Source organism: Pseudomonas sp. WS 5059 (assembly GCF_012985525.1).
Classification (GTDB): Bacteria; Pseudomonadota; Gammaproteobacteria; order Pseudomonadales; family Pseudomonadaceae; genus Aquipseudomonas.
Genome location: NZ_JAAQWO010000010.1, coordinates 128,700 through 154,136, shown reverse-complemented (window position 1 = coordinate 154,136; position 25,437 = coordinate 128,700). Strand labels below are relative to the sequence as shown.

The window sequence follows — 25,437 nt, the reverse complement described above, 5'->3', positions numbered from 1 at the left end:
TCTCTCATGAAAGTCAGTGCACGCAACGTATTCAACGGCCGTGTCAGCCAGGTCCAGGCAGGGGCCGTCAACGCCGAAGTGGTATTGACCCTACCGGGCGGCGAGCAACTGGTTGCCGTGGTGACCATGGAAAGCATCCGCAACCTCGGAATTGCGGTGGGTAAAGACGCAGTCGCCCTGATCAAGGCACCGTGGGTGATGCTGATGACCGAATCCAGCGACATTCGCCTGTCGGCGCGCAACTGCCTGGAAGGCAAGGTGTTGAGCGTCAACGATGGTGCGGTCAACGCTGAAGTAGTTATCGAGCTGGCAGGAGGGTCGAAGGTCTACTCCATCGTCACCCGCGATGCCGTTGCAGAGCTGGGGCTGATGCCGGGCGTTGGTGCTACTGCGGTGATTAAGGCTTCGCATATTATTTTGGGGGGGCGGGGTTGAGGTTTTTTGGGGGGATGGGGATAGGATTAATTGTGGGCGCAGGGTTAGAGCGTTTTGACGGTGGATTGCAGGCACAAAAAAAGACGTCCGTGGACGTCTTTAGATGTTGAAGTGGTGGGCCGGGGTAATTTGAACTGGTTTTGTAAGTTGCTGATATAAAAAGGAAAGTACAGTTTTATTATGTGCTTGGAATACCATTTGGAATACCTGCGTTAGGTATCGACTGTTCTCAGTGTTGACGGCCCGTGTAGGAGATCTATGTCTCGTCCGCACCTCGGCCACTCAATCATCATCAGCATGCTGAGTATTGAGTTCATGCTGTTCAGGAACAACACCTATTTTACGCAGTGAATTCAGGGTCTGCTCTGAAAGTCTTTTGCGCTGTTGAATGACGTATTTTGGTTTTTCGACGGCATGCTGATCATTTAATGGGTCAGGGTTTACGGATGTATCAGCGGCCTGCACGGCATCACATGGGCGTTTGTGAAACCTTACTAAATCAGTCGCCCTGATTGGAGACATGGCGTCAGATGTTGAATGCTGCTTCAGGTCCCTGCGACGTCTGCGACCAGCGGATGATTGGATTGCTTCAAGGGCATGATTGATCTCCTGCTTGATCAATTCCATCGGCGGCAGGCTCTTTGCCTCGATCGTGAGCTCATTAATATTGCTTGATCCCTTACCTTCCAACGTTGCTTCCCAGTCAGTCAGAAAGATAAAGCATTTTTCTAGGTGGGCCTCAGTGTTGGCTTGCCGAATTTTCCCTTCCTCTAGTTCTCGCTTCAAATCATTAGCGCGTGTCTTTTGCTGCTTCATCCACTCTATTTGGTCTTTTGCTTCGCTCGCTGCGTTCTCAATCAGAATCTCAAGCAGGGAAGTGGCGGGCATATCGTTAGCCTTGGCTAATTTGGCTAACGTTTTTTTTGTCGAAAGCTGGAGAGTGAAAGTGCAGGGTTTCCTTTCTTTGGTGGGAGCTCGGCCCCGCTTTTGACGCCAAGCGTTTTTCATCAAATCGAGAATTTTACGGTCATCGGCTGACCCCTCTAACTCCAAACCTAGCTCCAGCATGAACTTATGTGTAGCGACAGAGCCGGTGGTCTTCCCTTTGGTTCTGAGGTAACTCAGAGCCCAGCGCCGTTGTTCTCTGTCGTTTTCGTCCAGCCAATCCAAGCCTAGTGTTCTCTGGCGCATCGCATACCACCACGTCATCAACCGAGTTTATGTTATAGCTTAAGATGCTCCGCTGTTCAATTCGTTATGCGTAACGTTATTAGTTCGGCTAGATTTTATAGATACCAATAAAATAAGGTATATTTATCGAGATAAATTAATTTTATAGCCGGGTGAATTGGTCGTGTATCTGCGTGTTCTGGCAATGGAGCTTGATGACGTCAAACCAGAAGTGAAATTCTTCCTGGCTGCGTTTGTTCGGCGTTTCGGGTGTACAGATGTTGTAGCGCGCACGGTTAAAGACTTGGCCAAGGTGCTCGGGGTACCAGATCAATTAGTGTCGAGAGCGACGGCTGATCTTGTCTGTAGGGGTTGGCTTGAAAGCTTGGCGGTGGCTGAAGGCAGGGGGCGACCGAAAAGTCGGTTTGTTATCCACGCGGCGTTTGCAGACAAGCTGCGGTGCGTGAATGAATCATCTGTAAAGTATGAGTCAATGATAGGGCATCTAATAAGCGATCCGGATATTCAGGCCCAGCTACCTGATAACCCTTCGGGTGCCGTGAAACAGATTCAGCCTGTCGCCGGCAGCGGTGGAGCGCCGAGGCTTCAGAGCAGAGGTCGGCTTAGCATTCCCGGTCGGCTCTTGCTGATCACTCTGCTGAGTCGGGCGGATGCCTTCGGTGTGGTGCGTGATGTGGGTAACGCTCAGCTGAGGCGGCTAACTGGGCTGGATGATGCAAGCCTGAAACACAGACTTCAACGCTTAACTAGCCTGGGCTTTATTCGCAGCTATGTAGGCGGTGTGTCCAGCTCGATCTTTCCTGCGAAGATCAAAAGCACCTACTTTTTGAACCTGAACCACCCAATGCTCGCGCCGTTAGGTGACGTGCATGCTGTGCTGGTGCATCAGGCTTTGCATTTGGCAGATAGCCATGAGCTGCACATGAATATTTTTATTGAGAATGTACGGGCTGCTGAGAAGCAACCTGCGGGCTACGCGAGAGCAACACCTCTGCAGGTGGCCACTTTTTTCAAGAGCTGGCGGCATCTCGCGGTGTTCCAAGTGCTGCAGTTAAAACTGAATGCGTACGCCTCCTATCTGCTCTCCCATCATTGGCCGGACCTTGGGATACGCGGCAAGCGTATTGAGGTTCCTTACTTGAATGACTGGATTGATCGGGACTTTCGGTTTCCGCAAGAATTGTCCACCTCCGACGAGAGGATGAACGACAAGAGTCTACGGGATGCTGCCGTGGATTATTTCTATGGCCTGGCCTTTGAATTGGCCGATCAGTTTAAAACGCGATTTGCTCAAGTATCCGGGATTCCTTTTGGTGATATGGATTTCATCATCCTGCCGCTGCCCAAGGGCTACTTTCATCTGTCGCTGCTGGCCTTCCCCCGTTCCGTGAGTGGTTGGCGAGGCAGTCGTCTGATTAAAGAAAATGGAATTCAGATTCCGGATGTATTGAGTTCATCCCGTGAGGCGTGCATGTCGTTGGAGGATCGCTATGACTGCGGGTTGCTGACACGTCCTAAAGGGTAAGCGATTGGGCGGAGTTCATTTTTTACCGACCTTGCCAATCCTCTGAACGTAATACAGGAGCTCGTTCATGAGGATCATCCGCTTAAAAGAAGTTATCGACTCGACTGGACTGGCCCGGTCGACCATCTACAAGTACATCGGGGAAGGCACCTTTCCAAAAACAGTCTCGCTCGGCGAACGCTGCATTGGATTTGTCGAAAGTGAGGTCCAAGATTGGATCCTGGCCAGGATCGAGGAGCGTGATCTGGCCGCGAGCGCGTGACCCAGCAAACCATGGCGAGTAAGTCTTTCCATCCAGCATAAACACCATGACCAGCTTGTTGTTGGTCATGGTGTTTATGCCGACTGGTGGTCATCAGCTCTCAGCTAACTTCCACAGACGACGGATTGGCAAATTCCCCGGCTGGCTTGGTAATGTTGATCTTCATTGCCCTGTCAGGTCGGGAGCGTTCACTTGAGTCGGAGCTGCATCTATTTATATAGCTCCTAGGTAGGCATTCACTACCCAATCTACTCGCCATGAAGCACTCATCAACGACCTATGAATAATCTCCCTATGGTCCAGTCATCGCTGGTTATCAAGGGAGTAGGTCAGCGGTTATAAATTGCACAGTCGGTATCTGGTATGTGAACAACCAACCAGGTACTCAACCATGAGCCATAGCACTCCCTATACCAGCCTCCCCCAATCCGATATCGCCATACAGATCGAGCGGCTCGTTAAGTCCATCGAGCGATCCGACACCCCAGCATTCTGGCTGCCAGGCACGCGTTCAGGTAATGAGCAGATTGAGCGGACCAGACTGTCCAGGTACTTCAAACACATTCGGCAAATGATTGACCTGTTCGATGATCGCTGCGAATACCAATACAGCGAGCACCTGCAAGCGTTCTGGGACGCTTGCCAAGACGTCGGGCTAGAACGTGGCATAGAACGTCCCGTCTGCTTGAACGAGAGCGCTACAGCCTACCTGGACCATCACCGCAGCATGAACGTACTCGTCGACCAGATCCGTCGGTTAACGGGTCAGCAATGGTATCGCCGTAAGAAGGGGGATCGTCGCGATCTGGCCAGCCAGCAGGGGGACCGTGTCCGTGATTACTCAGACGCGATGCTTGCTCGCTACTCGCGGACCCTGATCATTCGGGTCAATCTTTATTACTACCAGACGGTTCAGGTCAGGCTGCGAGTCGAGCAAATATTCGATGATCTCGACCGGTTGATTGCTGAGCGTGAGCGTAACCCGATATTTGACCACCTCATTGGCTATATCTGCGCAGTGGAGCAGGGGGAGGATCGTGGCTACCACATTCATGCGGCTTTCTTTTTCAACGGTAACGAGGTGTGGGCTGACCTCTACAAGGCCCAGCAGATTGGTGAGTTGTGGGAGCGCATCACTTGGGGGCAGGGCTACTTCCACAGCTGCAACCACGACAAGGAAGAGTACAAGGACGAGGATAAGGATAAGGAGGACCGGCTGGGTATAGGCATGATCCTTCGGAATGACCGGACGATTCGTGCCCATGTCCATTATGCGATGGTTTACCTGGTCAAGGATGATCAGCCGCTGCGGCTGAAGCCCTTGGGAGCTCGATGCCTGCGAATGGGGTTGGTAGGCCGCCTAGCCCGTCACTGATAGAGCCAGGGCTGCATTCATCCAGGTTCGCCACCACGACCTGTTGCGCTGTAGCTTTTGCATGCACCCTGCTCGGATCGATTTGGGAGCGTTTATGCAAACATTCTTCGACTTGCTAGCTTGCCTTGTTTCCGTTGCGCCGCTGAGCTGTCATTTACTTACCTACCCCCACCTTGCTTGGTAAACTGCCGAAATTTGGCGTGCGTAACGCGCCTGCCGTAGTCAAAAGGAATTTCCATGTCCGCCCTGGCCAGCCTGCTCGATAGCTACCGCAATGCTTCTGTAACTGAACGTGAGAAAGGTACCTACTTCGAAGAGCTGATCTGCACGTACCTGCGCAATGAAGCCCAATATCGTGATTTGTACGAGCAGATTTGGACATTCTCAGATTGGGCGAAGGAGTATGGAGAGGACGGCCGTGACACTGGTATAGACCTAGTAGCTAGAACTCAGGGAACCAAAGAGTTTCATGCTATCCAGTGCAAGATGTACGCAGAAAACTATCGTGTGCAGAAAGGCGATATAGATAGCTTCCTCGCGTCATCAGGTCAAAAGCCTTTCACACACAGCATCATTGTTACAACAACGAATAACTGGTCAGAGCATGCCGACAATGCTTTGTTAAATCGACACCAGGCGATCAACAAGATAGACCTGCAAGCCTTGGAGGACAGTCAGATCGATTGGGTCAAATACAAGCCTAATCAGATAGCTGTTCTTAAAGCTAAGAAATCGCTGCGCGACCATCAGAAGCGCGCTTTGCTATCCGTTACCAGCGGCTTGCAAGGCGCTGATCGGGGCAAGCTGATCATGGCGTGCGGCACTGGTAAAACCTTTACCAGCCTCAAGATCGCAGAGCAGCTAGCTGGCGAGGGTAAGCGTGTACTGTTTCTGGTGCCTAGCCTGTCATTACTGTCGCAAACCCTGACCGAGTGGACGCAAGAGAGCGAAATCCCACTCCATAGCTTTGCCGTGTGTTCTGACAGCGACGTAGGTAAAAAACGCAAGAAAGACGATGACATAGTACAAACCTTTGCCCACGAATTGCGCTACCCAGCCACCACCGACTCGGCCCGGCTGGCGGCAGAGATGCTCAAACGACACGAAGACAATCACATGAGCGTGGTGTTCAGCACCTACCACTCCATTGGAGTCATCAGCGATGCCCAGCATCTGCATGGTCTGGCTGAATTTGACCTGATCGTCTGCGACGAAGCCCACCGCACTACCGGGGCCACCTTCGATGATGACGAGAGCGCCTTCGTTAAAGTTCACAATGCCGATTACATCCGCAGTGCCAAGCGGCTGTACATGACCGCTACTCCGCGCATTTATGGTGAGCTGGCCAAGGCAAGCGCTGAAAAAGATGATGTTGCTCTGTGCTCCATGGATGACGACAGCCTGTACGGCAAAGAGCTATTTGTTATCACCTTCAGCGAGGCGGTAAAAACTGAGCTGCTGGTCGATTACAAAGTACTTGTGCTGGCCATGGATGAAAAGCACATCAGCAGCCGCCTGCAAAAACTGCTGGCCGATGATGACAACCAAATCAAGCTGGAAGACGCCGCCAAAATCATCGGCTGCTGGAAGGCCCTGAGCAAACAAGACACCCGCGAAGATCTTGTCGACGATGGCGACCCAATGCGCCGTGCCGTGGCCTTCTGCCAGGTGATCGAGTACCAAAAGTTCGCTAAGACGCACAAGGTCAGCTCCAAAAATATCGCCAACATGTTTAAGCAGGTGGTTGAAGAGTACAAAGCCAGCAACCCTGACAACGATGACGTCGCTGCAACTCTTATCTGCGAAGCTTCCCATGTGGACGGGGGCATGACTGCAGGGCAGAAGGAGGACGAGCTCACTTGGTTGAAAGCGGAGGTTCCCGACAACACCTGTCGCATTTTAAGCAACGTGCGCTGTCTGTCTGAAGGCGTAGATGTGCCTGCGCTAGATGCTGTGCTGTTTCTTACCCCGCGCAATTCTCAAGTGGACGTTGTGCAATCGGTTGGCCGCGTCATGCGCAAAGCCGAAGGCAAGAAGCGTGGCTATGTGATTTTGCCCGTCGTTATTCCCTCCAACATGTCCCCTGAGGACGCGTTAAACGACAACAAGACCTATAAGGTCGTCTGGCAAGTACTGCAAGCCCTGCGCTCCCACGATGATCGCTTCGACGCCATGGTCAACAAGCTCGACCTGATCGGAAGCGATCCGGCCAAGATGGAAGTCATCGCCGTCACTGAGAAACTCAACAAAAAGTCCGACCGCAGCAACACCGGCAAAGACACCGGCAAGAATACCTATGGCATTGGCGAAGCGAGCGGAAAATATGACCACGGCCCCGCACCTGAGCAGTTCGGTTTAGAGTTCGAGATTGGCGAAATTGAGCGTGCGATCTATGCAAAGGTAGTAAAAAAGTGCGGTAACCGCAGTCACTGGGAAGACTGGGCCAAGGATATCGCCAAGATTGCCCACACCCACATTATCCGCATCACAAGCATCATTGAAAACGAAGCCAACATCCGTGAGCGGGATGCCTTCTTTAGTTTTGCCGGCGAATTACGCGACGACTTGAACGACAGTATCAGCGATGGTGAAGTGATCGAGATGCTAGCCCAGCACCTGATCACCAAACCGGTGTTTGACGCATTATTCGAGGGCTACAGCTTCGCCAGCAGCAACCCCATGTCCTGTGCCATGCAAAACGTCCTGGACGTGCTGCAAGAACATCACCTGGACAAAGAGGCCGATACTCTCCAGCGCTTTTATGACAGTGTGAAGATGCGTGCCGAAGGCATCGACAATGCTGAAGGCAAACAGAAAATCATCGTCGAGCTGTACAACAAGTTTTTCAAAAATGCGTTTCCACGAATGAGTGATCGCCTAGGTATCGTTTACACCCCGGTGGAGGTGGTCGATTTCATCATCCACAGTGTTAACGAAATCTTGCAAAGTGAGTTCGGCCAAACCTTGGGCAGCGATGGGGTGCATATCATCGATCCCTTCACTGGAACCGGAACTTTCATTACCCGCCTGCTGCAAAGCGGCCTAATAAGTAAAGAGCAGCTACAGGCCAAATACCAAGGCCAAATCCACGCTAACGAAATCGTACTGTTGGCTTACTACATTGCTGCCATCAATATCGAGGCCGTGTATCACAGTATTGTCGGGGGCGAGTACCAGCCCTTCGAAGGTATCTGCTTAACCGATACCTTCCAGCTTTACGAAAAGGACGATTTGGTCAGTGAGCTGCTTGTGGATAACAGTGCTCGCCGCACCCGCCAAAAAGCATTGGATATTCGGGTTATAATCGGAAATCCTCCATATTCAGTCGGGCAGGAAAGCGCAAACGATAATAATCAAAATATCGCTTACCCTCATCTGGATAGTCGTATTCGCGCTACCTATGTGGAGGGCTCAAATCTAACGCTTACTCGCTCTTTGTATGATAGTTATATACGTGCAATTCGTTGGGCTAGTGACAGGATTGGCAATAGCGGAATTATTGGATATGTATCTGGCTCAGGATTTGTTGATAAAGCCGCCATGAGTGGTATGCGCAAAGCGTTAGCCGAAGAATTTACTACCGTGTATGTGCTAAATCTTCGGGGAGATATCCGAAAAAACATGCTAAGTAAGGGGCGTGCAAAAGAGGGTGAAAATATTTTTGCTGGTGACAGCATGACAGGTGTTGCAATAACCTTATTTGTAAAAAATCCAGCTTCCAATAGTCATGGAAATATTTTTTATCATGACATAGGGGATGACCTGACGCTCCCTGAGAAACTAGAAAGACTCCGCCGCTTAGTAAGTGTCTCAGGGGTGTCTTATGAAAATCCCTGGCAGACTATTACTCCCGATGTACACAACGATTGGCTAAGGCAGCGCGATGATGGTTTCGGAGAATTTATCAAGCTCGGTGGCGCTGAGAGGGAGTCAATATTTCGCGTTTGCTCTCCGGCATTGATGACTAATAGAGATACCTGGTGTGTTAATTATTCAGATAAAAAATTACGATCAAATATAAATAAAACTTTAGATTTTTATAATTCTGAAGTTGAAAGACTTGCTGCTTTAGGGGGGCGGCCAAGTGTTGACGATTCTGTGAGTTTAGACTCTGCGCAGATTAGCTGGTCTAGAGCCCTTCGAAAAGATTGTGAGCGGTTGAAAACGCATGCAATAAATACTGATGCCTTTGTTCGCTGCTCTTATAGGCCGTTCACAAACAGTTGGATTTATATCGACAAATCGCTGGTGGAGTCTCGTGGAAAGACTCCTGACTATTTTACAGAAGATAATAAGGTTATAACTGTTTCCGGTAAGGGTTCTCGGAGCGGATTTTCTGCTTTGATGCTGCGCAGCGTAGGAACGTATGATACTTTGGAAAAGGCGCAGTGCTTTCCTCTCTTCTTATATGGCTATGAAGAAAAAGACGCTGCTGAAGCTGGCCTCTTTAAAGAGCCACAGGCCGCGCTCAAGGGGCACCGCCGCGACGCTATCACCGACGAAGGTCTGGCGCACTTCAGCTCCGCCTACCCAGGCGAAGTCATCAGGAAGGAAGACCTATTTTATTACGTCTACGGCCTGCTGCATTCGCCGGAGTACCGCGATAAGTACGCCGATAACCTTAGCAAAGAGTTGCCGCGCATACCGGCGGTAAAGGCTGCTGCTGATTTCTGGGCTTACTCCAAAGCGGGCCGTGCCCTGGCCGAGCTACATATTGATTATGAAGCTGTGGCCATGTACCCGGCTAACGTGCAAAGCACAGCCAGCAGCGACGGTGACTACCGCGTAACCAAGATGAAGTACGGCAAGAAAGGCAAAGATAAAGACCTTACCATTTTGCACTACAACGCCAAGATCACCGTCACCGGCATCCCGCTGCAAGCCTACGACTACATCGTCAACGGCAAGCCCGCATTGGATTGGGTGGTCGAGCGCCAATGCGTCAGCACCCACAAAGACAGCGGTATCACCAACGACGCCAACGATTGGGCTATTGAGACCATGAGCAATCCTAAATATCCATTGGAGCTGTTCCTGCGTGTGGTGACGGTTAGCCTGGAAACTATGAAGATTGTTAAGGCTCTGCCACCGCTGGATATATAAATTCCACTTGTATCATTTAAGGCTCGCTTCTATCTTAGATAGAGCGAGTCGATTTAAATTGGCGTTATTTCGCGGGATGCTCGCAGTCTAGGATTTTAAGGGCGCCAACAGTAATTATGGAGAGTTAATGCCCACTTCAATCGATAAAACGATTCAGGTACTGAAAGAGCTAAGTCGTTGTGAGCCGCGTAAAGTGCGGCGCACCGGCTTGGGAGCGAAGGCAAAAGTTATCACCAACTGGTGTTTAGGGTTTTCTCTGCTTTTTCTTCTTGTTAATGGGTGCTTCGTTCTTTTCTATGACACGAGACTACCCTCAACATACGCCAGAATATTTGTGCTGCTGATGAGTGCGATTTCCATGCTGCTGGCCATATCCACATTAATTGCGCCGATGGTGGCTTCTTTTTTGCTGTCTTTTCGATGGAAAAAACTGGCGTTTGATGGACTATGTGCAGATATTCGTCATGAGCAATCATTGGCTGATCGTCTAGCTAATTACGAGTCTGCAGCTTTGAAAGACGCTCGTTTTTGACTAGAACGCAAGTCAGACGTATCAGTGCACGTACAGGGCGTTTTGTTGGAGAGAAGGCCGCAGCCATAGGGCTTTTGGCAACCGCGTATTAATTTGCTGATGAGTTTGGCGGCTTTGAAGGGATTTCCCGAACGCTGGCAGCAGGCTGTCGGATAGAGAACTTCGGTAATACCTTACTGTTGGGTGCTGGCGCGTTCTTGCTCGGCATGTCCATAGGTTCAATTCTGCTGGAACATCTTGCTGCACGTTATCGGTATCAGATTGAGCTTCTGGAGCTGGTTGATAGGTAGTAAATATTTTAGATGCGTACTATGTTCGCCGATTAAAGCGAAAAAAATAAAGGCGCGGAGGTATGCTGTGCCTTTATTTCTAGTGAATGCCAACCGGTTTGTCATTTTTGTCATGGCAAATCGGATCCTCGCAATATCCGCCGGCATTTAGTACTTTCAACTCGTAGATAGCTGGAATGTATTTGTTACGCTCTGCTTTTGCCACTTTCTTGCGGTTAACTGTGCACTCATCATCCTCGTAGGATTACACCAGACTTGCTTCATCTCAATATTTTTTGTGGGTTTTGTCAGTGGTTTTTATTGCTTTGCGAACAATTGAGAATCGGCTTGTTGATTTTCTTGAGCACCCGGCTTAGCACCCAACAGGCCAGTAGTACAGCGACCAGCAAAGGTGGACAGCGCAGCATCATAATCACTGTCAGAACTAATGCCGAAGCACTCGCCAGCACGCCGATGAACGTGAGAAGTGCAATTAGGAAGCTTATCAGCGCCACGGGGGATCTCCTTGAGTTGGGGCGATGTGGGTTCGGTTAGCGAAGCACCTGCCATTTACAAGCAACGCCAAAGACAAAGTCGTCTACAAATACCCTCGCTCTGCCAGCGATACGCAGCCTTCATAGCCCACGATCACGTGATCCAATATCCGAGTACCAACCAGGTCAAGGGCGTTTTTGAGAGCAGTAGTTATAGTGCGATCGGTTTGGCTGGGCTCTGGGTCGCCAGATGGGTGGTTATGCACCAGGATCACTGCTGCAGCATTGTGCTCCAAAGCTATCTTGACTACTTCTCGTGGATACACTTGGGCACCATCTAGCGTGCCTCTGAATAGCTCTCTGAAACCAATCACTCGGTACTTGGAGTCGAGCAGCAGCAAAGCAAAGACTTCGTACTCATGGTATTGCAGGAGTGTTTGCAGGTGGCTGAAGACGTGCTTGGGCTCAGTCAATGCCCTGCCTTTAGACAGACGACTCATCGCCAGTTGTTGCGCCATCTGCAGAATGTCAGCTTCGGTGACGGGTGACTCCATGACATAGGTACCGGTCGTTTCACCGGCTATGAGCTTGTGATATTTCATGCGGATATTCCTATACGAATGCGTAAGAACGGAGAGGGTTGAGAAACTCGGTTACTGGACGGTGGGCTTGCTGTTGTGCCGCGTGACTTGCGACTCCAACTTTTGCGCGAGTGAGGATTTGGCAGGCGCTGTCCGTTGACCTTGGGGCTCTATAGGGCCGGGCTGATTTTCAATGACAGAGAAGAACTCTTCGACGATTGCCCCGCTGTCCTCCTCGCTGTCTTCAAAGGCCCCGTGGTTAAAGCCCCGTCGGGCCGCGTGATCCAAGGCGCTCTGTTCAAAGCCCGCTGCTTGCCGGGTTTCCTCCAGTTGCTTGGCTTCCATTAAGGCGTCTTCTAGGCTCAGGCCATTGCGTACCGTGATGTCTACGTAGAAGATCGGAGTGCCATGGCTCTGGCGGGTGGACTTGCCGCGCAGGCGTAACTCCAGCGGCAGACAGGCCAGTCGATTGCCAGAGATGGCTTGCAGGTAGTGCAGGCGTGCTGCCAGGGTGCGGATGCTGTTATAGCCCGTAGTGCGAAAGACAAAACTGCCCAGCGGATCGTCATCACCAATTATCACGTTCAGCCGGCCGTAAGGCTTGCAGGAATTGCCTCTAGCAAATGAGCAGCCATCCGGTGAAGGGCAGGGCAACGACTGGATGCCGTCCTTGGTCAAACGCTTGCAGGTCTCACCGTTGCCGACGCACAGCGGCCGGCCGGTGTTACGGTCGAACAGGCTGTAGTCAGCCCGAAAGTTGAGGTCAGGTTCGTTGAACAGTAAACGGATCGGAACGCTGCGTAGTTTGCCGTCCTGGCCGTTGCGCAGCTCCTCATTGAGTGGATGCAGCAGCCAGCCGTCGCGGCTCTGAACCTGCGAAGTAATGGTGAACTGATCATCTTTCTCCGGCAGACGTTTGCCGTTCTTTTCGACGACCTTGCCGATGGAAATTCGGCCCAAAATCGGGGGAGTGATGGATAAACCTTTGAGCATGGGAATTCTCCTGTGTCTGAAATAAAAACGCCACCGAGACCGTGCAAACTACCGGTGTGGCTTTGGAGAGAAAGGACGTGGGGATAAGAGAAGAGCGAAAGAGCTTTCAGGCCAGCAGAAAACGTCGACTGCCGGTTTTGGTGGTCGAGTAGCGCACTTGCAGATAGGGCTTTTCTTTCAGCAGACGGGGGATGTCCAGGGCCACGCTGTCTTTGGCTTTCTTCCAAGTGATGCTGCCGGTTGCGAAGTCTGCCCGACTGGCATCGCCCATGGCCTGTTGCAACGTTTGCTTGAGCTGAGCTTCCTGCTTCTCCTGCAGAGCAATCGACTCGCGTACGCTCTGCAATTCGGTAAAGGTCGTACAGAGCAGAGAGTCCTGGCTAAGGTCCAGGCTTTGCCCACTGTCCTGTGGATACAGGCAGCGCAACGCCTGCTCCGCCGAGGCAGAACCATCTGCCGGCGGCGGGGTATCACTGACGACGTAATCCCAGAACAGCCGCTCCAAGTCGATCAGCCGAGCAATCAGTGACTCGTCGCGTTCGATGCGATGAATTTCCAGATGCTGACCACCGAGCAGTACCGCCACATCCGCCGCCTGTTTGCCGGTGACGGCGAGCTGGTGCATGACTTGCAACTGCACATACTCGGGCACGCCTTCTTTCCAGAGGCGTGCTCCATTTATGCCGGCAGTCTTGCATTCGAGGATTTGTACATCGTCTGTGCCGATAACCTCGCGGTCGATATTGGCCAGCATCCAGGGCAGTTTAGGATCGGGATGCTGCAGTACCGCATTGATCCGGCGAACCCGATTGCCGCTGCGCTTGCTGTAATGCCAGGCCACGATGGGCTCCAGAACATTGCCCCAGTAGGCTGGGCTTTCCTCATCCTGAGGATCTATTTTCGGTAACTTGGCATCCCGGCCAGTTTTTTCAAGCCACAACTCCAACTGCGATTTGTAGGGGTTGAGGCCAACCGCTGCGCCTGCGTCTGAGCTGCCGATACCTTGCTTACGCACGGCTAGCCAATCTTCACGGGGTAGTTCCTTAGTGCCGATCAGACGAAGGGCAGGACGGCTCTTGTAGGTGTTTTCATTTAGGGGGATCGCTTTCATAGGGGTTACCTTGCGGACACAAAAACGCCCGTTAAGCTCGGTGCTGAACGGGCGTTATGGTTGAGGGGGGAGGCATTTCAGGCTACGAGTTGCAGGGCTGCATCCAACGTACGTTGCTTTATCTGTGCGCCCTGACCGAACCAGGCGGAGTCCATGCGGTACTCATTGCTGCGCGCTCTGCGCTCGTGGTCGACGTACTCGGTCACGGCGTTGAGCAGACCCCAGGCAGTGCCCTGCGCCGACTCAAGCGTTGCACCACGGCCACGTCCCTCGTACAGGCTTTGTACCTTGCGCAGGGCGCGTTCATTGGGGAGGATTTCAGGCAATTTGCTATTGGGCGTGACATCACACAATACGGTCATGAAGAACCCCATGGCCTCATGCCACTGGACTTTGCGCTCGGCCAGCATGCGCATGCGATACATGAACTCGTCCCATTGCGAGACGGCGATACCCAATTGCTTTTTGACAACCTGTGGGTCGAAACGGGTGCTGTGCGGCACCTTGATGGCGCGAGTGGTGCCATCCAGTGCGATGGACAAGGTATTGTTGCAGACCACACGAACGGTGGTTGGTGTCGCGGTGGTGGCGAGCGTGCCGTCGCAAGAGGTCGCCAGCAACAAATAGCCGCTGACCTGATCGTTGGTCTTCAACGCGGTGTTTTGCCCGGTTCGCGCTAATGCCCAGAACTTACGACCCCCCTTGAGCACACCAGCGGTTTCCAGCTCATAGCCGGACACTTCAGTCAGGTCTCGATAGAACTCCATCACCTCACGCGGCTGAACAATTTGATAGCGGTTGGAAACCACTGACAGCGGCGCTTTGGTGTCAGAGCGGTAAAGCACCTTTTGCTCCGGGAACGAGTGAATGCTACCGAGATGGCCGATAGCATCGGCTTTGAAGTGAACGGGGCTTTCCTGGATCTTCCAGTCCATACCGGCCTCACGCTGCCAGATTTCAATAGGTTGTTTTTGAGTCAGTTGACTGCCGAGGCCATGCCACGGGGTCGCGCCAACGTAAGCCATTTGTTCGATTTGATGAGCCATGATTACGATTCCTTAAGGTGCAAGAGGGTGCAAGCCGGCATAAATGCCACGCATCGCGTGGCACTGTCCGGACGTACTAAAAGAGAGGAGGGGAGGACGGTTTAAGCAGGCAGATTGAAACGATGTCCACAGATCAGGCAGAAATTGTGGGCGAGCACATGGCGGTCAAGTTGGTCGCCGAGTTGGGCGCCAAGCGCACAGCCGCCGACACCGCCGGCTAGTCCTCCGAGAATGGCGCCGGAAACGGTTCCGAGAGTGATTCCGAGTGGGCCAGCGATAGCGCCAACAGTGGCTCCTAACTGGCCGCCCGCGAGTGCTGCGCTGACGCCGCGTGCTGCACCGCCAACCGTACCTATGGCCGCCGCAATTTTCATGGCTTGGTGGAAAGACGCGATTTTGGGTGAGTTACAGCGAGGACACTGCAATGACATGGTTTGAAGCTCCATGGTGGGATGTCATAGCAGTGATGTAGGACTGAATTTTTTTTAGATGGAATAGTACTGCCTCTCTACGTAAAGGCGATGCTTCCCATAATTGGCGGTGATGCCGTGCAGTGCCCGCAGAATTGCTAATGCCTAGGCGGGAAAGTATTGCCCGTCAGACTTCCTTCAACGAGAAAGTATTGGTTGATATTAAACGGCCAGCTTGCAATTCTAAGCTCAGAGAAATCGGGAGGTATCGACCATCGACACCCCTGCCCAGCATGCGAATAGATGGAGCTAGACGTGCAGCTTAACCAATGGATTAGCCGTTTTCTTTCTGAAAAAGGCCTTGATGCTCCGGATGGCCGGCCGCTATTCGCTTACAAAACCACAGAAGCTCAGTACAACGAGCTAAAGCAATGTCTTCGTGCGATTCCAAGTTTTGCCGTTGGTAGTGCAGAGTACTGCCAGGTATGGCTTCTGTTTGCTGCGGAATGGTGGAAGCGTGAATACGCCGGCGGAGCTTGGCGCTGGGCTCCGCTCTGCCTCGCGGCCGGACAACCCGGCATGACCCATGAGCAAACAAGTCGCCACGTATTGGCAGGCCACCGCCAATGGCAGTTGACCACCGAAATCAGGGGGGAGGGCAAGCGCTACATTGGACATGTCGCCATTAACGGTGGCCTACCCATGCGTCTGCTCGAGACCGCTCAAGGCGGCTTGTCTCGTCTTCTACGAATGGTGCTTGAGCAAACGCTTCGATGCAGCCTACACCAGGATGACTTGCTGGATGCCATCAAGACGCAGGCGGCATTACTTCCAGTAAGCTATCGCCAGGACCTTATTTACCAATTACTCCGCGATCTGGTGTGGGGCGTATTGCAGCTTCGCGAGCAATACAAGCTTCAAAATGAGTCCGATCCACTCTTGAAGCTTCAGCAGCAATGCCCTGACTGGGAAATGCGATTTCCGCTAGCTTTGGATAGTGCCGTCGCTACCACGCTAATCAAGGGGCTTGTCGCCAGCGTTGCGACTATCAGCGTGCAGAACAGTCGCGTACCGTTTCAGATTGTCCGTGGTTTGCGATTTTCGTCCGATGATGGAATGCCCGTGTTTGAAATGGCATTTGAGATGCTGGCTCAGACATCGACACAAGAACTGGCTGACGCCTTAGGCATTGCTCCCGATAAGCTGCCTCACCAGTTCCGGTTGCTGCTGTTGGTTGCGGGCAAGGAGCATCTGGTAGGTGAAGCCCTGCGTCGCGGAGGCGGCTATCAACTCGTTGCACGCAAGGGGCTTTCCCTGCAAAACCTCCATGCGGGAGCGCAGCTGATCCTCAGTCGCAACGGTCAGGCGATACATACAGCGCATCTGCCTGGGGGGGAGCCAATTAGCTTCGACGAGCCCTTGCTGTTTGAAGACTGCCGACCTTTCGCCAGCCTTATCGGGCAGGGCAGCGCTACGCTCAAAGGGGGCAGAGCGATAGCCCTCATCCCCGCCAACGCGTTTTTCTACTCGGAAGGCGACGACGCCATTGTTCTACACGAGGGCATGCCCGGCGATCAGGTCTTGCTGATAATCTCTCAGGGTAAGACGCAGTTTACCTATCGTAAGCAGTCCTATTACGTCACCGTGAGCCCTAATGCTGCCCCCAGAGTTGATGCGTATTGGCAAGGGCAGACTCTGGATGCGGGCTCCGTGCCGGGGCTGCTCTTCCGTGGCAATCCTCGCCTGCGTGTCCAACAGGCGGGTGGCAGCTTTACCTATGCTCCCGTCAGCGAGCTCTATACTCGATCCAATGGCATAGACACACCGTTCGCTCAGGCAAAAGCCCCGGGACTATGCTGGCTAAGCTGGTCCCGAGGAGGGCAACGTCTATTACGTTCCCGTGCCGTTGTTTTGCCTGCCAATGCATCTATTAGTTTTACTCCGAGTGCAGATCCCGCCAAGGGTTGCATCCTTCTGGAGAACTGGCCTGATATTCATGTCACCTGCGCTAGTCCGGATATCACGCTGTCTCGTACCTATGAAAACAATACGAATGTCCTGACGGTAGAAAGCAAGGCTGCGGCGCCGGCTACCTCGGTTCAGCTACTCATTCAATGGCCGGAGGGGGAGCAGAAGCTGACCCTGGCATTCCCGGGGCAAGGGGCCGTTCTTCTGGATGCCAGGCAAGAGTCTATCCGGGAAGGAGCAAATCTGTCGGTTGAGGAGCTAATGGGCTGTCGGGCAATCCTAATGTCTCCCACTGGCGCCGACGCCTGGCAAGTACGGTTGACTGCGCACAGCACAGACCAACCTAACGCGCTTACACGTGAAATTCGCTATACAGGCACTCGTGAAATACGTTTGTTTGAACTGATCAATCCCATCCAGCAAATACTGTCATGCCATACCGGGCTCGACATGAGCGTGACGATGCAGTTCGTCCACGCTCATCGAGTTCGAGGGACCTTTCACGTCGGTCGTTACTCCACCGTCGCTCGCCTACACAGTCATTCGCCGTTCGTTTCGGTCAATGATGGACGGCGCGATTTGTTGCTGGAGCGAGAGGATGCGGAGGGCTTGCTAATGGCGCTCCCCCTCGCGTTACCGAATCGTGACCCCGAGCCGTTATCGTTACATTTATCCGAGCAAGTATTCACCGGTAGTTGGGGGCTAAACCTTCCCGATAACGTCGCCAGCCCATGGCTGATCTACGCCAGCGCTGAAAGTAACTACCGTTGCCGCCCGTGCGTCGCACCTCCGCAAGGGGACGCCCAGGCGGAAGGGTTTTCACCACTACAAAAGGCTCTTTGTGAAGCGAATCACGATAATCGCATATTGCTGCTGATCAGCCGACTGGAACAGATGGCGTTGACCCCGATGGATAAGGATTGGGTGTTACTTGAGGCGTTGCTGGATAAGTTGCAGCACCTCCCATTACCTAGTCTTGATCTGTACCAAGCGCTGATCCGCACGCCTTCTGCGCTTGTTATGGTCACGCTTTTGCTGGATGGCTTTGCCGCCAACATGGTAGAGCGCATGCCGCTTGAGCTCCCTTTTGAATGGCTGTTGATTTCTCCTTCGCAATGGCTTCAGGCATTTGAGGTGTTGAAAGAGGCGCTGGTGACCGACACTGCGCTGCTGCCAATCATCCGTAGGGACATTCAGCGCAAAAGCCAGTACCTGCCGCGCTGGCAGCCCGCTCTGAAATTCATCTTTGATCAGGGTATTCATCGTCACTTCGATGGCAATACCCAGGATGCTCGCCTTTTTCTCAATAACCCACAGATGTTGACGGAACTGTGGCTTGGTCGGCTGCTTGATGGGCCGGACTGTGAAATGCAGCAGTTTTTTCATCGCAATTATGCAGACGATCAACCTTGGCCGATGCTGCCTGGAAACTTGATGAAGGAGTTTCTACGCACCGACAACGGCAAGCTCCTCCTAAAGCGCGTACGGCTCAGCGCGGATGACGTAAAAATGCCGGCGACGATGCTGCCGTTCATGGTGGGATTTGATGCGTGCGCCGGAAAAAGTGAGTTCTGGCAAGGGGACTCCTCGCGCCTTTTTGCTCTGCGCGCCGCTCGCCAATTCGATGCCGCCTGGTTTGACTCCGCTTACGAGTTGAGCCTAGCTATGGCCCACACTGCCTCTCTGAATTTGAAGAACTAACCATGCTCTATAAAAAAAACTATTTCAGTTCATTGGTGCACAACCTGACACAGCGCAGCGAGCGTGCGGCGCTTGGCTTGCTTGGGATCGGTAATGCGCCTTTGCGTCAGTTTCTGCATGACCGTTTGACAGCGGTGCCAGGCACCGAAGGAGCACTGCTGGCTGACCCGGTTTTCGAGCCGACTTTCGGCTGGCAGGAAAGCCAGGAAACCATGTCGTCACTGGCTGGCGGCTCATTTCTGAATCGTAAGTTGGCGCAGGTAATGGCTGCGCCGCCCAAGGAGTTAGCAGAGGAGTATGCCTTCCCTTCTGATCGGCACCCGTTTGAACATCAGTTGAGTGCGTGGGAGGTGCTGAACCATCCAAAACCGCAATCACTGGTGGTGACCAGCGGCACCGGCTCCGGTAAGACTGAGTGCTTTCTTGTGCCTGTGCTCAATCAGCTTGCTAATGAAGTTGACGCTACCGTCGACCCTGAAGGCATCCGTGCGCTGTTCATATATCCGCTCAATGCCCTGATCAACTCCCAGCAAAGCCGTCTGGATGCCTGGACGGATGGTTTCGACGGCAAGATACGCCACTGTCTCTACACGGGTGCTTTGGAAAACGAGCGCAAGGCGACAGACCAGAAGTACAAAGGTCAGGTGATCGATCGCACCAGATTGCGCGATAGTCCACCGCAGATCCTGGTCACTAACGCAACCATGCTGGAGTACATGCTGATTCGTAAAGAGGATGCGCCGCTGCTTCAGAAGTCGGAAGGCAAGTTGCGCTGGATTATTCTTGACGAGGCCCACAGTTACATCGGTTCCCAAGCGGCTGAAATGGCTCTCTTGTTGCGCCGGGTAATGCTAGCGTTCAAGGTCAAACCGGAAGACGTTCGATTCGTTGCAACATCCGCCACCTTTGGTTCGGATGAGCAGACAATTGAAAACTTGCGCAGTTTTCTGGCAGACATCGGTGGTATTTCAGTGGATCAGGTTCACGTCGTACAGGGGCGACGCGAGATTCCGGCGCTACCGGTACTGGCCGCGAATAAAGTAGATGACTCCCCGCAAGGCATTGCAGACATCGACCCCGACCACGAAGTTTCTGCACAACGCTATTTGCGTCTGGCAGCAAGCCCAATAGCCGTCAGTCTGCGTGACGCCTTTGTGCCGGGCGGTGAAACACGGCCGCAAACCCTTACAGCCCTTCAGGAAATATCGGGGTTGCCCCTGAGCGTGCTGCTGGCTTGGCTCGATTTGATGACTGGCACCAAGAATGCTGAGGGACTTGCTTTCCTACCTCTTCGTGGTCACCTCTTCCATGGTGTGATCCCAATCATTCGCGCCTGCATCGACAAAAACTGCAAGCTCAAACCGGGAACTGCACTCGGCAATCAGGACTGGCCGTTTGGCATGGTCTACACCGATGACCGCACACATTGTGATTGCAACGCTCCACTAATGCCTCTGGTGAAGTGCGAAGAGTGTACAGAGCTGTTCTTGCAGGGGTATCAGAGCGAAAGAGATCGGTTGGTAGATCAGTCCTTTAATCAGGACGACGAATTCTCCATGAATTCGGAACCCATGGATGCAGAGGGTGGGGACGACGTGGAAGCCGACGATGGCGGCGAAGCAATGCGTACCCCGGTGCTGATCACCAATCGCCCAGGTGAGGATTGCTACACCGAGCATTTGGATCGCGCCAGCCAGAAGTTCATCAATACACCAACCGAAGACTGCATTGAAGTAACCCTGTTTCGTAGCCTTGTAAACGAGTGCCCGTGCTGCACCAATCAGAGCAAAACGCGCAGCATCATGCGCGCTCACCGTATTGGTGCGCCGTTTACTCTGGGTACGGTCATTGGCACGTTGTTGGAGTACTGCCCGGAGGATAAAACTCCTCAAGGCAAGCCGTTCCAGGGCCGCAAGTTGATCTCATTCACTGACAGCCGGCAGGGCACGGCCCGGATTGCGGTCAAGTTGCAGCAGGACTCGGAACGCAACCGTATCCGGGGGTTGGTCTACCACCACCTAATCAGTTCGCAGTCCGTCAATACGCTGACAAGTGCCCAGCAGGTCAGTCTCGCCGCGCTGGAAGCAAAAGCTGATCGCGATCCGATGGAGAAAATGCTTTTCGACATGCTTGTTGCTCTGCGCGATAACGCAGGTCCGGCAGAAATCAGCTGGACTGCCATGGTCAGCCAGCTTTCGAGCATTCCTGAGGTGGAAATCGGTATCCTCGACTACTACCGTGGTCTGGCACCGCACGTTTTTGGCCCGCACGACAGTGTGGCGTTGGCCGGTATGCTGATGGCGCGTGAGTTCTATCGTCGCCCGAAACGCGCCAACAGCCTGGAGACCATGGGCCTGGTGCAAGTGACTTACTCGAAGCTAGCTCAGGTAACCAGCACACCTCCGGCATGGCCCAGCGGTAAAGGCGTGGATTCGTGGCGCAGTTACCTGAAAGTGATTATGGATTTCTATGTTCGTGAAAACACCATCCTGAATATCGACAAGCGTTGGCAGTCGCTTATTGGTGCCAAAATTCAACCGAAGTGGCTGTTGCCTTCAGACACCAATGACAAGCCAGGTCGACGTTTTGTCCGCTGGCCTTCAGTTAATAAGGGCTCCAGCGTACAGTCGCGCCCGATCCTTATGCTCTGCAAGGCATTTGGTTGGTCAGTGCAAACGCATGATCAGGAAATCGACTCCATTTTGCAGGACGCCTGGCAGGTGCTGACCCAGCAAGTCAGACTGCTCACCAATAAAGCTGATGGCTATCAACTGGATCTGGCTGACCTAAGTTTCCGTCTTCCGAAAACGGTCTATTTCTGCACGGTGAGTCGCCGATTTATCGATACCCCCTTCGAGGGTTTGAGTCCTTACACTCCACGAAATGACCGCAATCACGTCGCCATAGTGAAGCCTTACACGTTGCCGGTGCCGGCGCAGTCTCTGATCGATATGCATGGTGACGAGGGACTGCTGGCGATACGTGACTGGAGTGAAAACGAACCAGGGATCGTCCAGCTCCGCCAGCAAGGCTTGTGGTCTGACGTTGCTGACCTGGTAGTCGAGGGCGGGCACTATTTCCGTTCTGCCGAGCACTCGGCTCAACAGCCAAAGAAGAAGCTCGATCGCTACGAGACTGACTTCAAGTTAGGCAAACTGAACCTGTTGAGCTGTTCCACCACCATGGAGATGGGTGTGGATATCGGCGGTATCACGGTGGTTGCGATGAATAATGTACCGCCGCATCCGGCGAACTACTTGCAGCGCGCTGGTCGCGCCGGTCGTCGACGTGAAGGTCGTGCACTGGCAGTGACCGTCTGCAAGAACACACCACATGATCAGGCTGTGTTCCGCAATCCGCTCTGGCCGTTCAATACCGGCATGCGGATGCCCAAGGTTTCTCTGCAAAGTCCCGCGTTAATCCAGCGTCACGTTAATTCCTGGCTACTTTCTCACTGGTTGAAAAACATCGCAGGTGCCTTGGAAATCAAATCCATGACCGTGGGGGCCTTCTTTCTGAATGGAGATCTTCCCGTTTCCCTGGCCGAGCGTTTTTGCGCCTGGGTTGAGGGTGAGTCTCATGGCGCTTGCGCTGCGGTCACCGAGGCGGTCGCCAGCATCACCCGGCGCAGCGTGTTGTCGTCAATGCCTGTGTCTGGATTGTTGAATGATGCATTGAAAGCCTTGCGCGAAATTCAACAGAAATGGGTAGGCGAACACTCGATCAGTAAGTCTCAATTGGATGGGATTGGTAACAAGACGGCTGCTGCTTATCGGGCGATGTCCGCGCAACTGGCTCGAGTCGAGAAGGAGTATCTGCTAAGTGAACTGGCTGGCCGCCGGTTCCTGCCGGGATACGGATTCCCGACCGACATCGTGAGCTTCGACAACCAGTGCATGCAAAACTTCAGGTCAAACGAAGGAGGCGCAGGCCGCGAGGATAACAGGGGACGCTACCGTGACCTGGCATCCCGCGACCGGATTACTGGCCTTCGCGAGTATGGCCCTGGCGCAGAACTGGTGATGGATGGCCTGGTATACAAGTCAGGAGGGATTACTCTCAACTGGCATGCCCCGGCCTCCGAGGAAAACGTCAAAGAGCTGCAATTGATAAAGAAAGCCTGGAAGTGTGGTGCTTGTGGGGCCAGCGGAACGGGGCTCAACCCCGGACTCAATCTTAACTGTCCGGAATGTGGCGCTGACGTCGATAAGGGTAATATTCGTGAGTACCTTGTTCCGTCCGGGTTTGCCGTAGATTTCTTTGCAGAGCCACATACCGCCATTGAGTCATTGGCGTATGTGCCGGTCAAAAAGCCGTTGCTGAACGTCCCTGCGAGTTGGATTGCCTTGTCGAACCCTGCATTGGGACAGTTCCGAAGCAGCCATGAAGCACACCTGTTTCATTACACCTCTGGGGCTGGCGGCAACGGCTTTGCAATATGCCTTGAATGCGGTCGAGCAGAACCGATGCTGGAAGTTGATGACAGTTCGGACTCGACTGCGGCCAATGAGCAGCGCCTTGCTCATACCTTTCGTAGTGGGCAAACGCACCGACGCCTGCGCGGCGGCAAGAACGACTCGGGCGAAAACGTCTGTCCGGGCAGCTATAACTCATGGAAAATCAAACAGGCTATCCATCTGGGTAACGACAGCATTACCGACGCCCTGGAACTAATCTTGTTCAATCCTGATAGCGGTGAGCCGCTCAAGGATGAAGATACCGGCTATTCCATCGCCATTGCCCTGCGTGATGCAATTGCCGAGCAACTGTGCGTGCAGCCAGACGAGCTTGGCTGCGACTGCGAGAACATCCAGATCGACGGACACTGGGCCAGCGCGATTCGTGTGTTCGATCAGCGCAGCGGAGGTTACGCGACCCAAGCGGTGGGTTTGCTGAATGAGCGAGGCCTGTGGGAACGAGTGATTGACCGACTCGACTGCGATTGCAGTCACGCATGCCAGTGCTGCCTATTGAGCTTCGATACCCGTTTTGAAGCAGACCGTCTGGATCGTCATGAAGCGCTGAAATGGATCAACAAGGACTGGTTGGTGAAGCTGGACCTGCCAGCCGAGCTGAAGGTGTTTGGCGTGGATACACGACCGGAGATCGTCACACTGTATGGGGCGATTGAGCGTGAGCTTGCGGCTGATAATTTGCCCAAGACACTCTCGATTTACCTGCCAGCGCCAGCCGCAGAGTGGGATCTGGCTATCGCTCGAAAACTGCGTCACCGACTTCTGGCTTGGGAGGGGGCTGGTCACCAAATAGCGTTGCGCCTGACAGAAAGCACCTTCAACGAGCTGCCCTCTGATCAGAAAGAGTGGCTGCATCGCCTGGCTGTGAACAACATTAATATCGAAGTCGAACAGTCGTTGTTAGACGTCGGCGTGCTGACGTTAAATACGGTCCTGTCCAGCCAGAAACAGCATATCGCCTGGGCGAGTAATGACGAGGGACTACTGATACCTAACAAAGATTGGAACCCCGTCGCTGCTGGATCGTGCATCGTGTACGGGGTGCTTCCAGCCTTGCCGCAAGCAAGACTGATCACGGCTCAGGATCTGAACCAAGCATCGGCGTCGGCACCGGGAATCGTGAAAGTCGAGCTGGGGAGCGAGCTGGATGGCTCCCTGAGCGGCTTTGCAAAACGGTTCTGGGATGCCGTTGAGCCTGAAGCCGGCCTACTTGACTTTGCATTGAGCGGCCAAGACCCAATTGAGACCGTGTCGTACTCCGATCGCTATGTATGCAACCCATTCACCGCCTGCGTCCTAGTCAACATTCTGTACGAGCTAAAGCAGCGCAGCGGCGAGGAGTTCTCGGTCAAAATTCTGGGGCGTAAGTACCTTCGTGAGTCAAGCCGTACCTCCTGGAAGTGCTGGCATGACTGGTTGAGTAGCGAAGATCGTGACAGAGCTATTCTTCAGGCGATTGAGTATTGCGGTCTGATTGGTGAAGTGTTGAGCCAGCCTGTGCTCGCTCATTACCGTCAATTACGTATCGGGCTTGCGTCCGGTCGAAGTTTGACCATTCAGTTTGACCAGGGGCTCTCTTTTTGGGAGGCAACGCGTAGCGAAAATGCTTACTCCACCCGTTTCAATTTCGAGATAGGAAATATGGGCGCAGAGCTTATGGAGAAAATTCAAACCCCTATACGTGCCGCTGCAGACGAAGGGACGCAACTATTCCTCTCTTTGGACAAATAGTGACACTGCTGAATAGCTCCGGATTTCCGGAGCGGTTCAGCAGTATCACTTGAGGGCCAGCGTTGTCTTTGGATCGCGTTAGGGCGTAATGGTACGGGAAGTAATAGTGGCGAGGGGCTGAGGGCCGACTTTAAGGGCAAGTGTGGAATACGTCCAAAAAAATCAAGTTGGCTGTCACATATTGAAGCGTTTCAACACGGATATGATGCGCAACTTCAATTTCGGTGGACTCTGA

15 protein-coding genes are annotated in these 25,437 nt (G+C 53.2%); 8 read left to right on the top strand and 7 right to left on the bottom strand.

Annotated elements, in window-relative coordinates:
- Window positions 1-6: 6 nt before the first annotated feature.
- Entirely contained in the window at window positions 7-435 is a 429-nt protein-coding gene (locus HBO12_RS25895) for a TOBE domain-containing protein (RefSeq protein ID WP_170043646.1), read from the top strand.
- Window positions 436-717: 282 nt separating this feature from the next.
- Here HBO12_RS25895 and HBO12_RS25890 read toward each other — a convergent pair whose 3' ends face one another.
- The gene (locus HBO12_RS25890; protein WP_170043645.1) at window positions 718-1,626 is read right to left on the bottom strand and encodes a hypothetical protein; all 909 of its coding nucleotides are present in this window, start codon (window positions 1,624-1,626) and stop codon (window positions 718-720) included.
- A 163-nt stretch (window positions 1,627-1,789) separates the two neighbouring features.
- On the opposite strand from HBO12_RS25890, the gene HBO12_RS25885 reads away from it, so the two are divergent.
- From HBO12_RS25885 to HBO12_RS25865, 5 genes are all read left to right on the top strand, one after another.
- On the top strand, window positions 1,790-3,151 hold the full coding sequence (locus tag HBO12_RS25885) for a hypothetical protein (protein WP_170043644.1): 1,362 nt from the start codon (window positions 1,790-1,792) through the stop codon (window positions 3,149-3,151).
- Between the two features lie 67 nt (window positions 3,152-3,218).
- Entirely contained in the window at window positions 3,219-3,413 is a 195-nt protein-coding gene (locus HBO12_RS25880) for a helix-turn-helix transcriptional regulator (RefSeq protein ID WP_170043643.1), read from the top strand.
- A gap of 391 nt (window positions 3,414-3,804) precedes the next feature.
- Complete coding sequence (locus HBO12_RS25875) at window positions 3,805-4,788, top strand: YagK/YfjJ domain-containing protein (protein WP_170043642.1); 984 nt, start codon at window positions 3,805-3,807, stop codon at window positions 4,786-4,788.
- Between the two features lie 237 nt (window positions 4,789-5,025).
- Window positions 5,026-9,891 carry a DEAD/DEAH box helicase gene (locus HBO12_RS25870; RefSeq protein WP_170043641.1) on the top strand — a complete coding sequence of 1,622 codons (4,866 nt, stop codon included), beginning with the start codon at window positions 5,026-5,028 and terminating at the stop codon, window positions 9,889-9,891.
- Window positions 9,892-10,018: 127 nt separating this feature from the next.
- Window positions 10,019-10,423: a hypothetical protein gene (locus HBO12_RS25865; protein WP_170043640.1), complete on the top strand. Its 405-nt coding sequence runs from the start codon at window positions 10,019-10,021 to the stop codon at window positions 10,421-10,423.
- 577 nt (window positions 10,424-11,000) lie between these two features.
- Here the strand turns inward: HBO12_RS25865 and HBO12_RS25860 are convergent.
- From HBO12_RS25860 to HBO12_RS28515, 6 genes are all read right to left on the bottom strand, one after another.
- On the bottom strand, window positions 11,001-11,207 hold the full coding sequence (locus HBO12_RS25860) for a hypothetical protein (RefSeq protein ID WP_170043639.1): 207 nt from the start codon (window positions 11,205-11,207) through the stop codon (window positions 11,001-11,003).
- An 83-nt stretch (window positions 11,208-11,290) separates the two neighbouring features.
- A complete protein-coding gene (gene radC / locus HBO12_RS25855; protein WP_170043638.1) occupies window positions 11,291-11,788 on the bottom strand; it encodes a RadC family protein in 498 nt (165 codons plus the stop codon).
- Between the two features lie 51 nt (window positions 11,789-11,839).
- Window positions 11,840-12,760, bottom strand: a complete 921-nt coding sequence (locus HBO12_RS25850) for a recombination directionality factor (RefSeq protein ID WP_170043637.1) — start codon at window positions 12,758-12,760, stop codon at window positions 11,840-11,842.
- A 106-nt stretch (window positions 12,761-12,866) separates the two neighbouring features.
- A complete protein-coding gene (locus HBO12_RS25845) occupies window positions 12,867-13,871 on the bottom strand; it encodes a YqaJ viral recombinase family nuclease (protein ID WP_170043636.1) in 1,005 nt (334 codons plus the stop codon).
- A 77-nt stretch (window positions 13,872-13,948) separates the two neighbouring features.
- Complete coding sequence (locus HBO12_RS25840) at window positions 13,949-14,917, bottom strand: DUF932 domain-containing protein (protein ID WP_170043635.1); 969 nt, start codon at window positions 14,915-14,917, stop codon at window positions 13,949-13,951.
- Between the two features lie 101 nt (window positions 14,918-15,018).
- On the bottom strand, window positions 15,019-15,291 hold the full coding sequence (locus tag HBO12_RS28515) for a hypothetical protein (protein ID WP_262377082.1): 273 nt from the start codon (window positions 15,289-15,291) through the stop codon (window positions 15,019-15,021).
- 351 nt (window positions 15,292-15,642) lie between these two features.
- Between HBO12_RS28515 and HBO12_RS25835 the strand changes: the two genes are divergently transcribed.
- The gene (locus HBO12_RS25835; protein WP_346343194.1) at window positions 15,643-18,996 is read left to right on the top strand and encodes an STY4851/ECs_5259 family protein; all 3,354 of its coding nucleotides are present in this window, start codon (window positions 15,643-15,645) and stop codon (window positions 18,994-18,996) included.
- 2 nt (window positions 18,997-18,998) lie between these two features.
- Window positions 18,999-25,202 carry a DEAD/DEAH box helicase gene (locus tag HBO12_RS25830; RefSeq protein WP_170043634.1) on the top strand — a complete coding sequence of 2,068 codons (6,204 nt, stop codon included), beginning with the start codon at window positions 18,999-19,001 and terminating at the stop codon, window positions 25,200-25,202.
- Window positions 25,203-25,437: the final 235 nt, after the last annotated feature.

Bases quoted from the DNA above. Each gene is read 5' to 3' on its own strand.
- HBO12_RS25865 (WP_170043640.1), top strand. From the start codon at position 10,019: ATGCCCACTTCAATCGATAAAACGATTCAGGTACTGAAAGAGCTAAGT.
- HBO12_RS25890 (WP_170043645.1), bottom strand. From the start codon at position 1,626: ATGCGCCAGAGAACACTAGGCTTGGATTGGCTGGACGAAAACGACAGA.
- HBO12_RS25845 (WP_170043636.1), bottom strand. From the start codon at position 13,871: ATGAAAGCGATCCCCCTAAATGAAAACACCTACAAGAGCCGTCCTGCC.
- HBO12_RS25850 (WP_170043637.1), bottom strand. From the start codon at position 12,760: ATGCTCAAAGGTTTATCCATCACTCCCCCGATTTTGGGCCGAATTTCC.
- HBO12_RS25830 (WP_170043634.1), top strand. From the start codon at position 18,999: ATGCTCTATAAAAAAAACTATTTCAGTTCATTGGTGCACAACCTGACA.
- radC (WP_170043638.1), bottom strand. From the start codon at position 11,788: ATGAAATATCACAAGCTCATAGCCGGTGAAACGACCGGTACCTATGTC.
- HBO12_RS28515 (WP_262377082.1), bottom strand. From the start codon at position 15,291: ATGAAAATTGCGGCGGCCATAGGTACGGTTGGCGGTGCAGCACGCGGC.
- HBO12_RS25895 (WP_170043646.1), top strand. From the start codon at position 7: ATGAAAGTCAGTGCACGCAACGTATTCAACGGCCGTGTCAGCCAGGTC.
- HBO12_RS25880 (WP_170043643.1), top strand. From the start codon at position 3,219: ATGAGGATCATCCGCTTAAAAGAAGTTATCGACTCGACTGGACTGGCC.
- HBO12_RS25840 (WP_170043635.1), bottom strand. From the start codon at position 14,917: ATGGCTCATCAAATCGAACAAATGGCTTACGTTGGCGCGACCCCGTGG.
- HBO12_RS25875 (WP_170043642.1), top strand. From the start codon at position 3,805: ATGAGCCATAGCACTCCCTATACCAGCCTCCCCCAATCCGATATCGCC.
- HBO12_RS25870 (WP_170043641.1), top strand. From the start codon at position 5,026: ATGTCCGCCCTGGCCAGCCTGCTCGATAGCTACCGCAATGCTTCTGTA.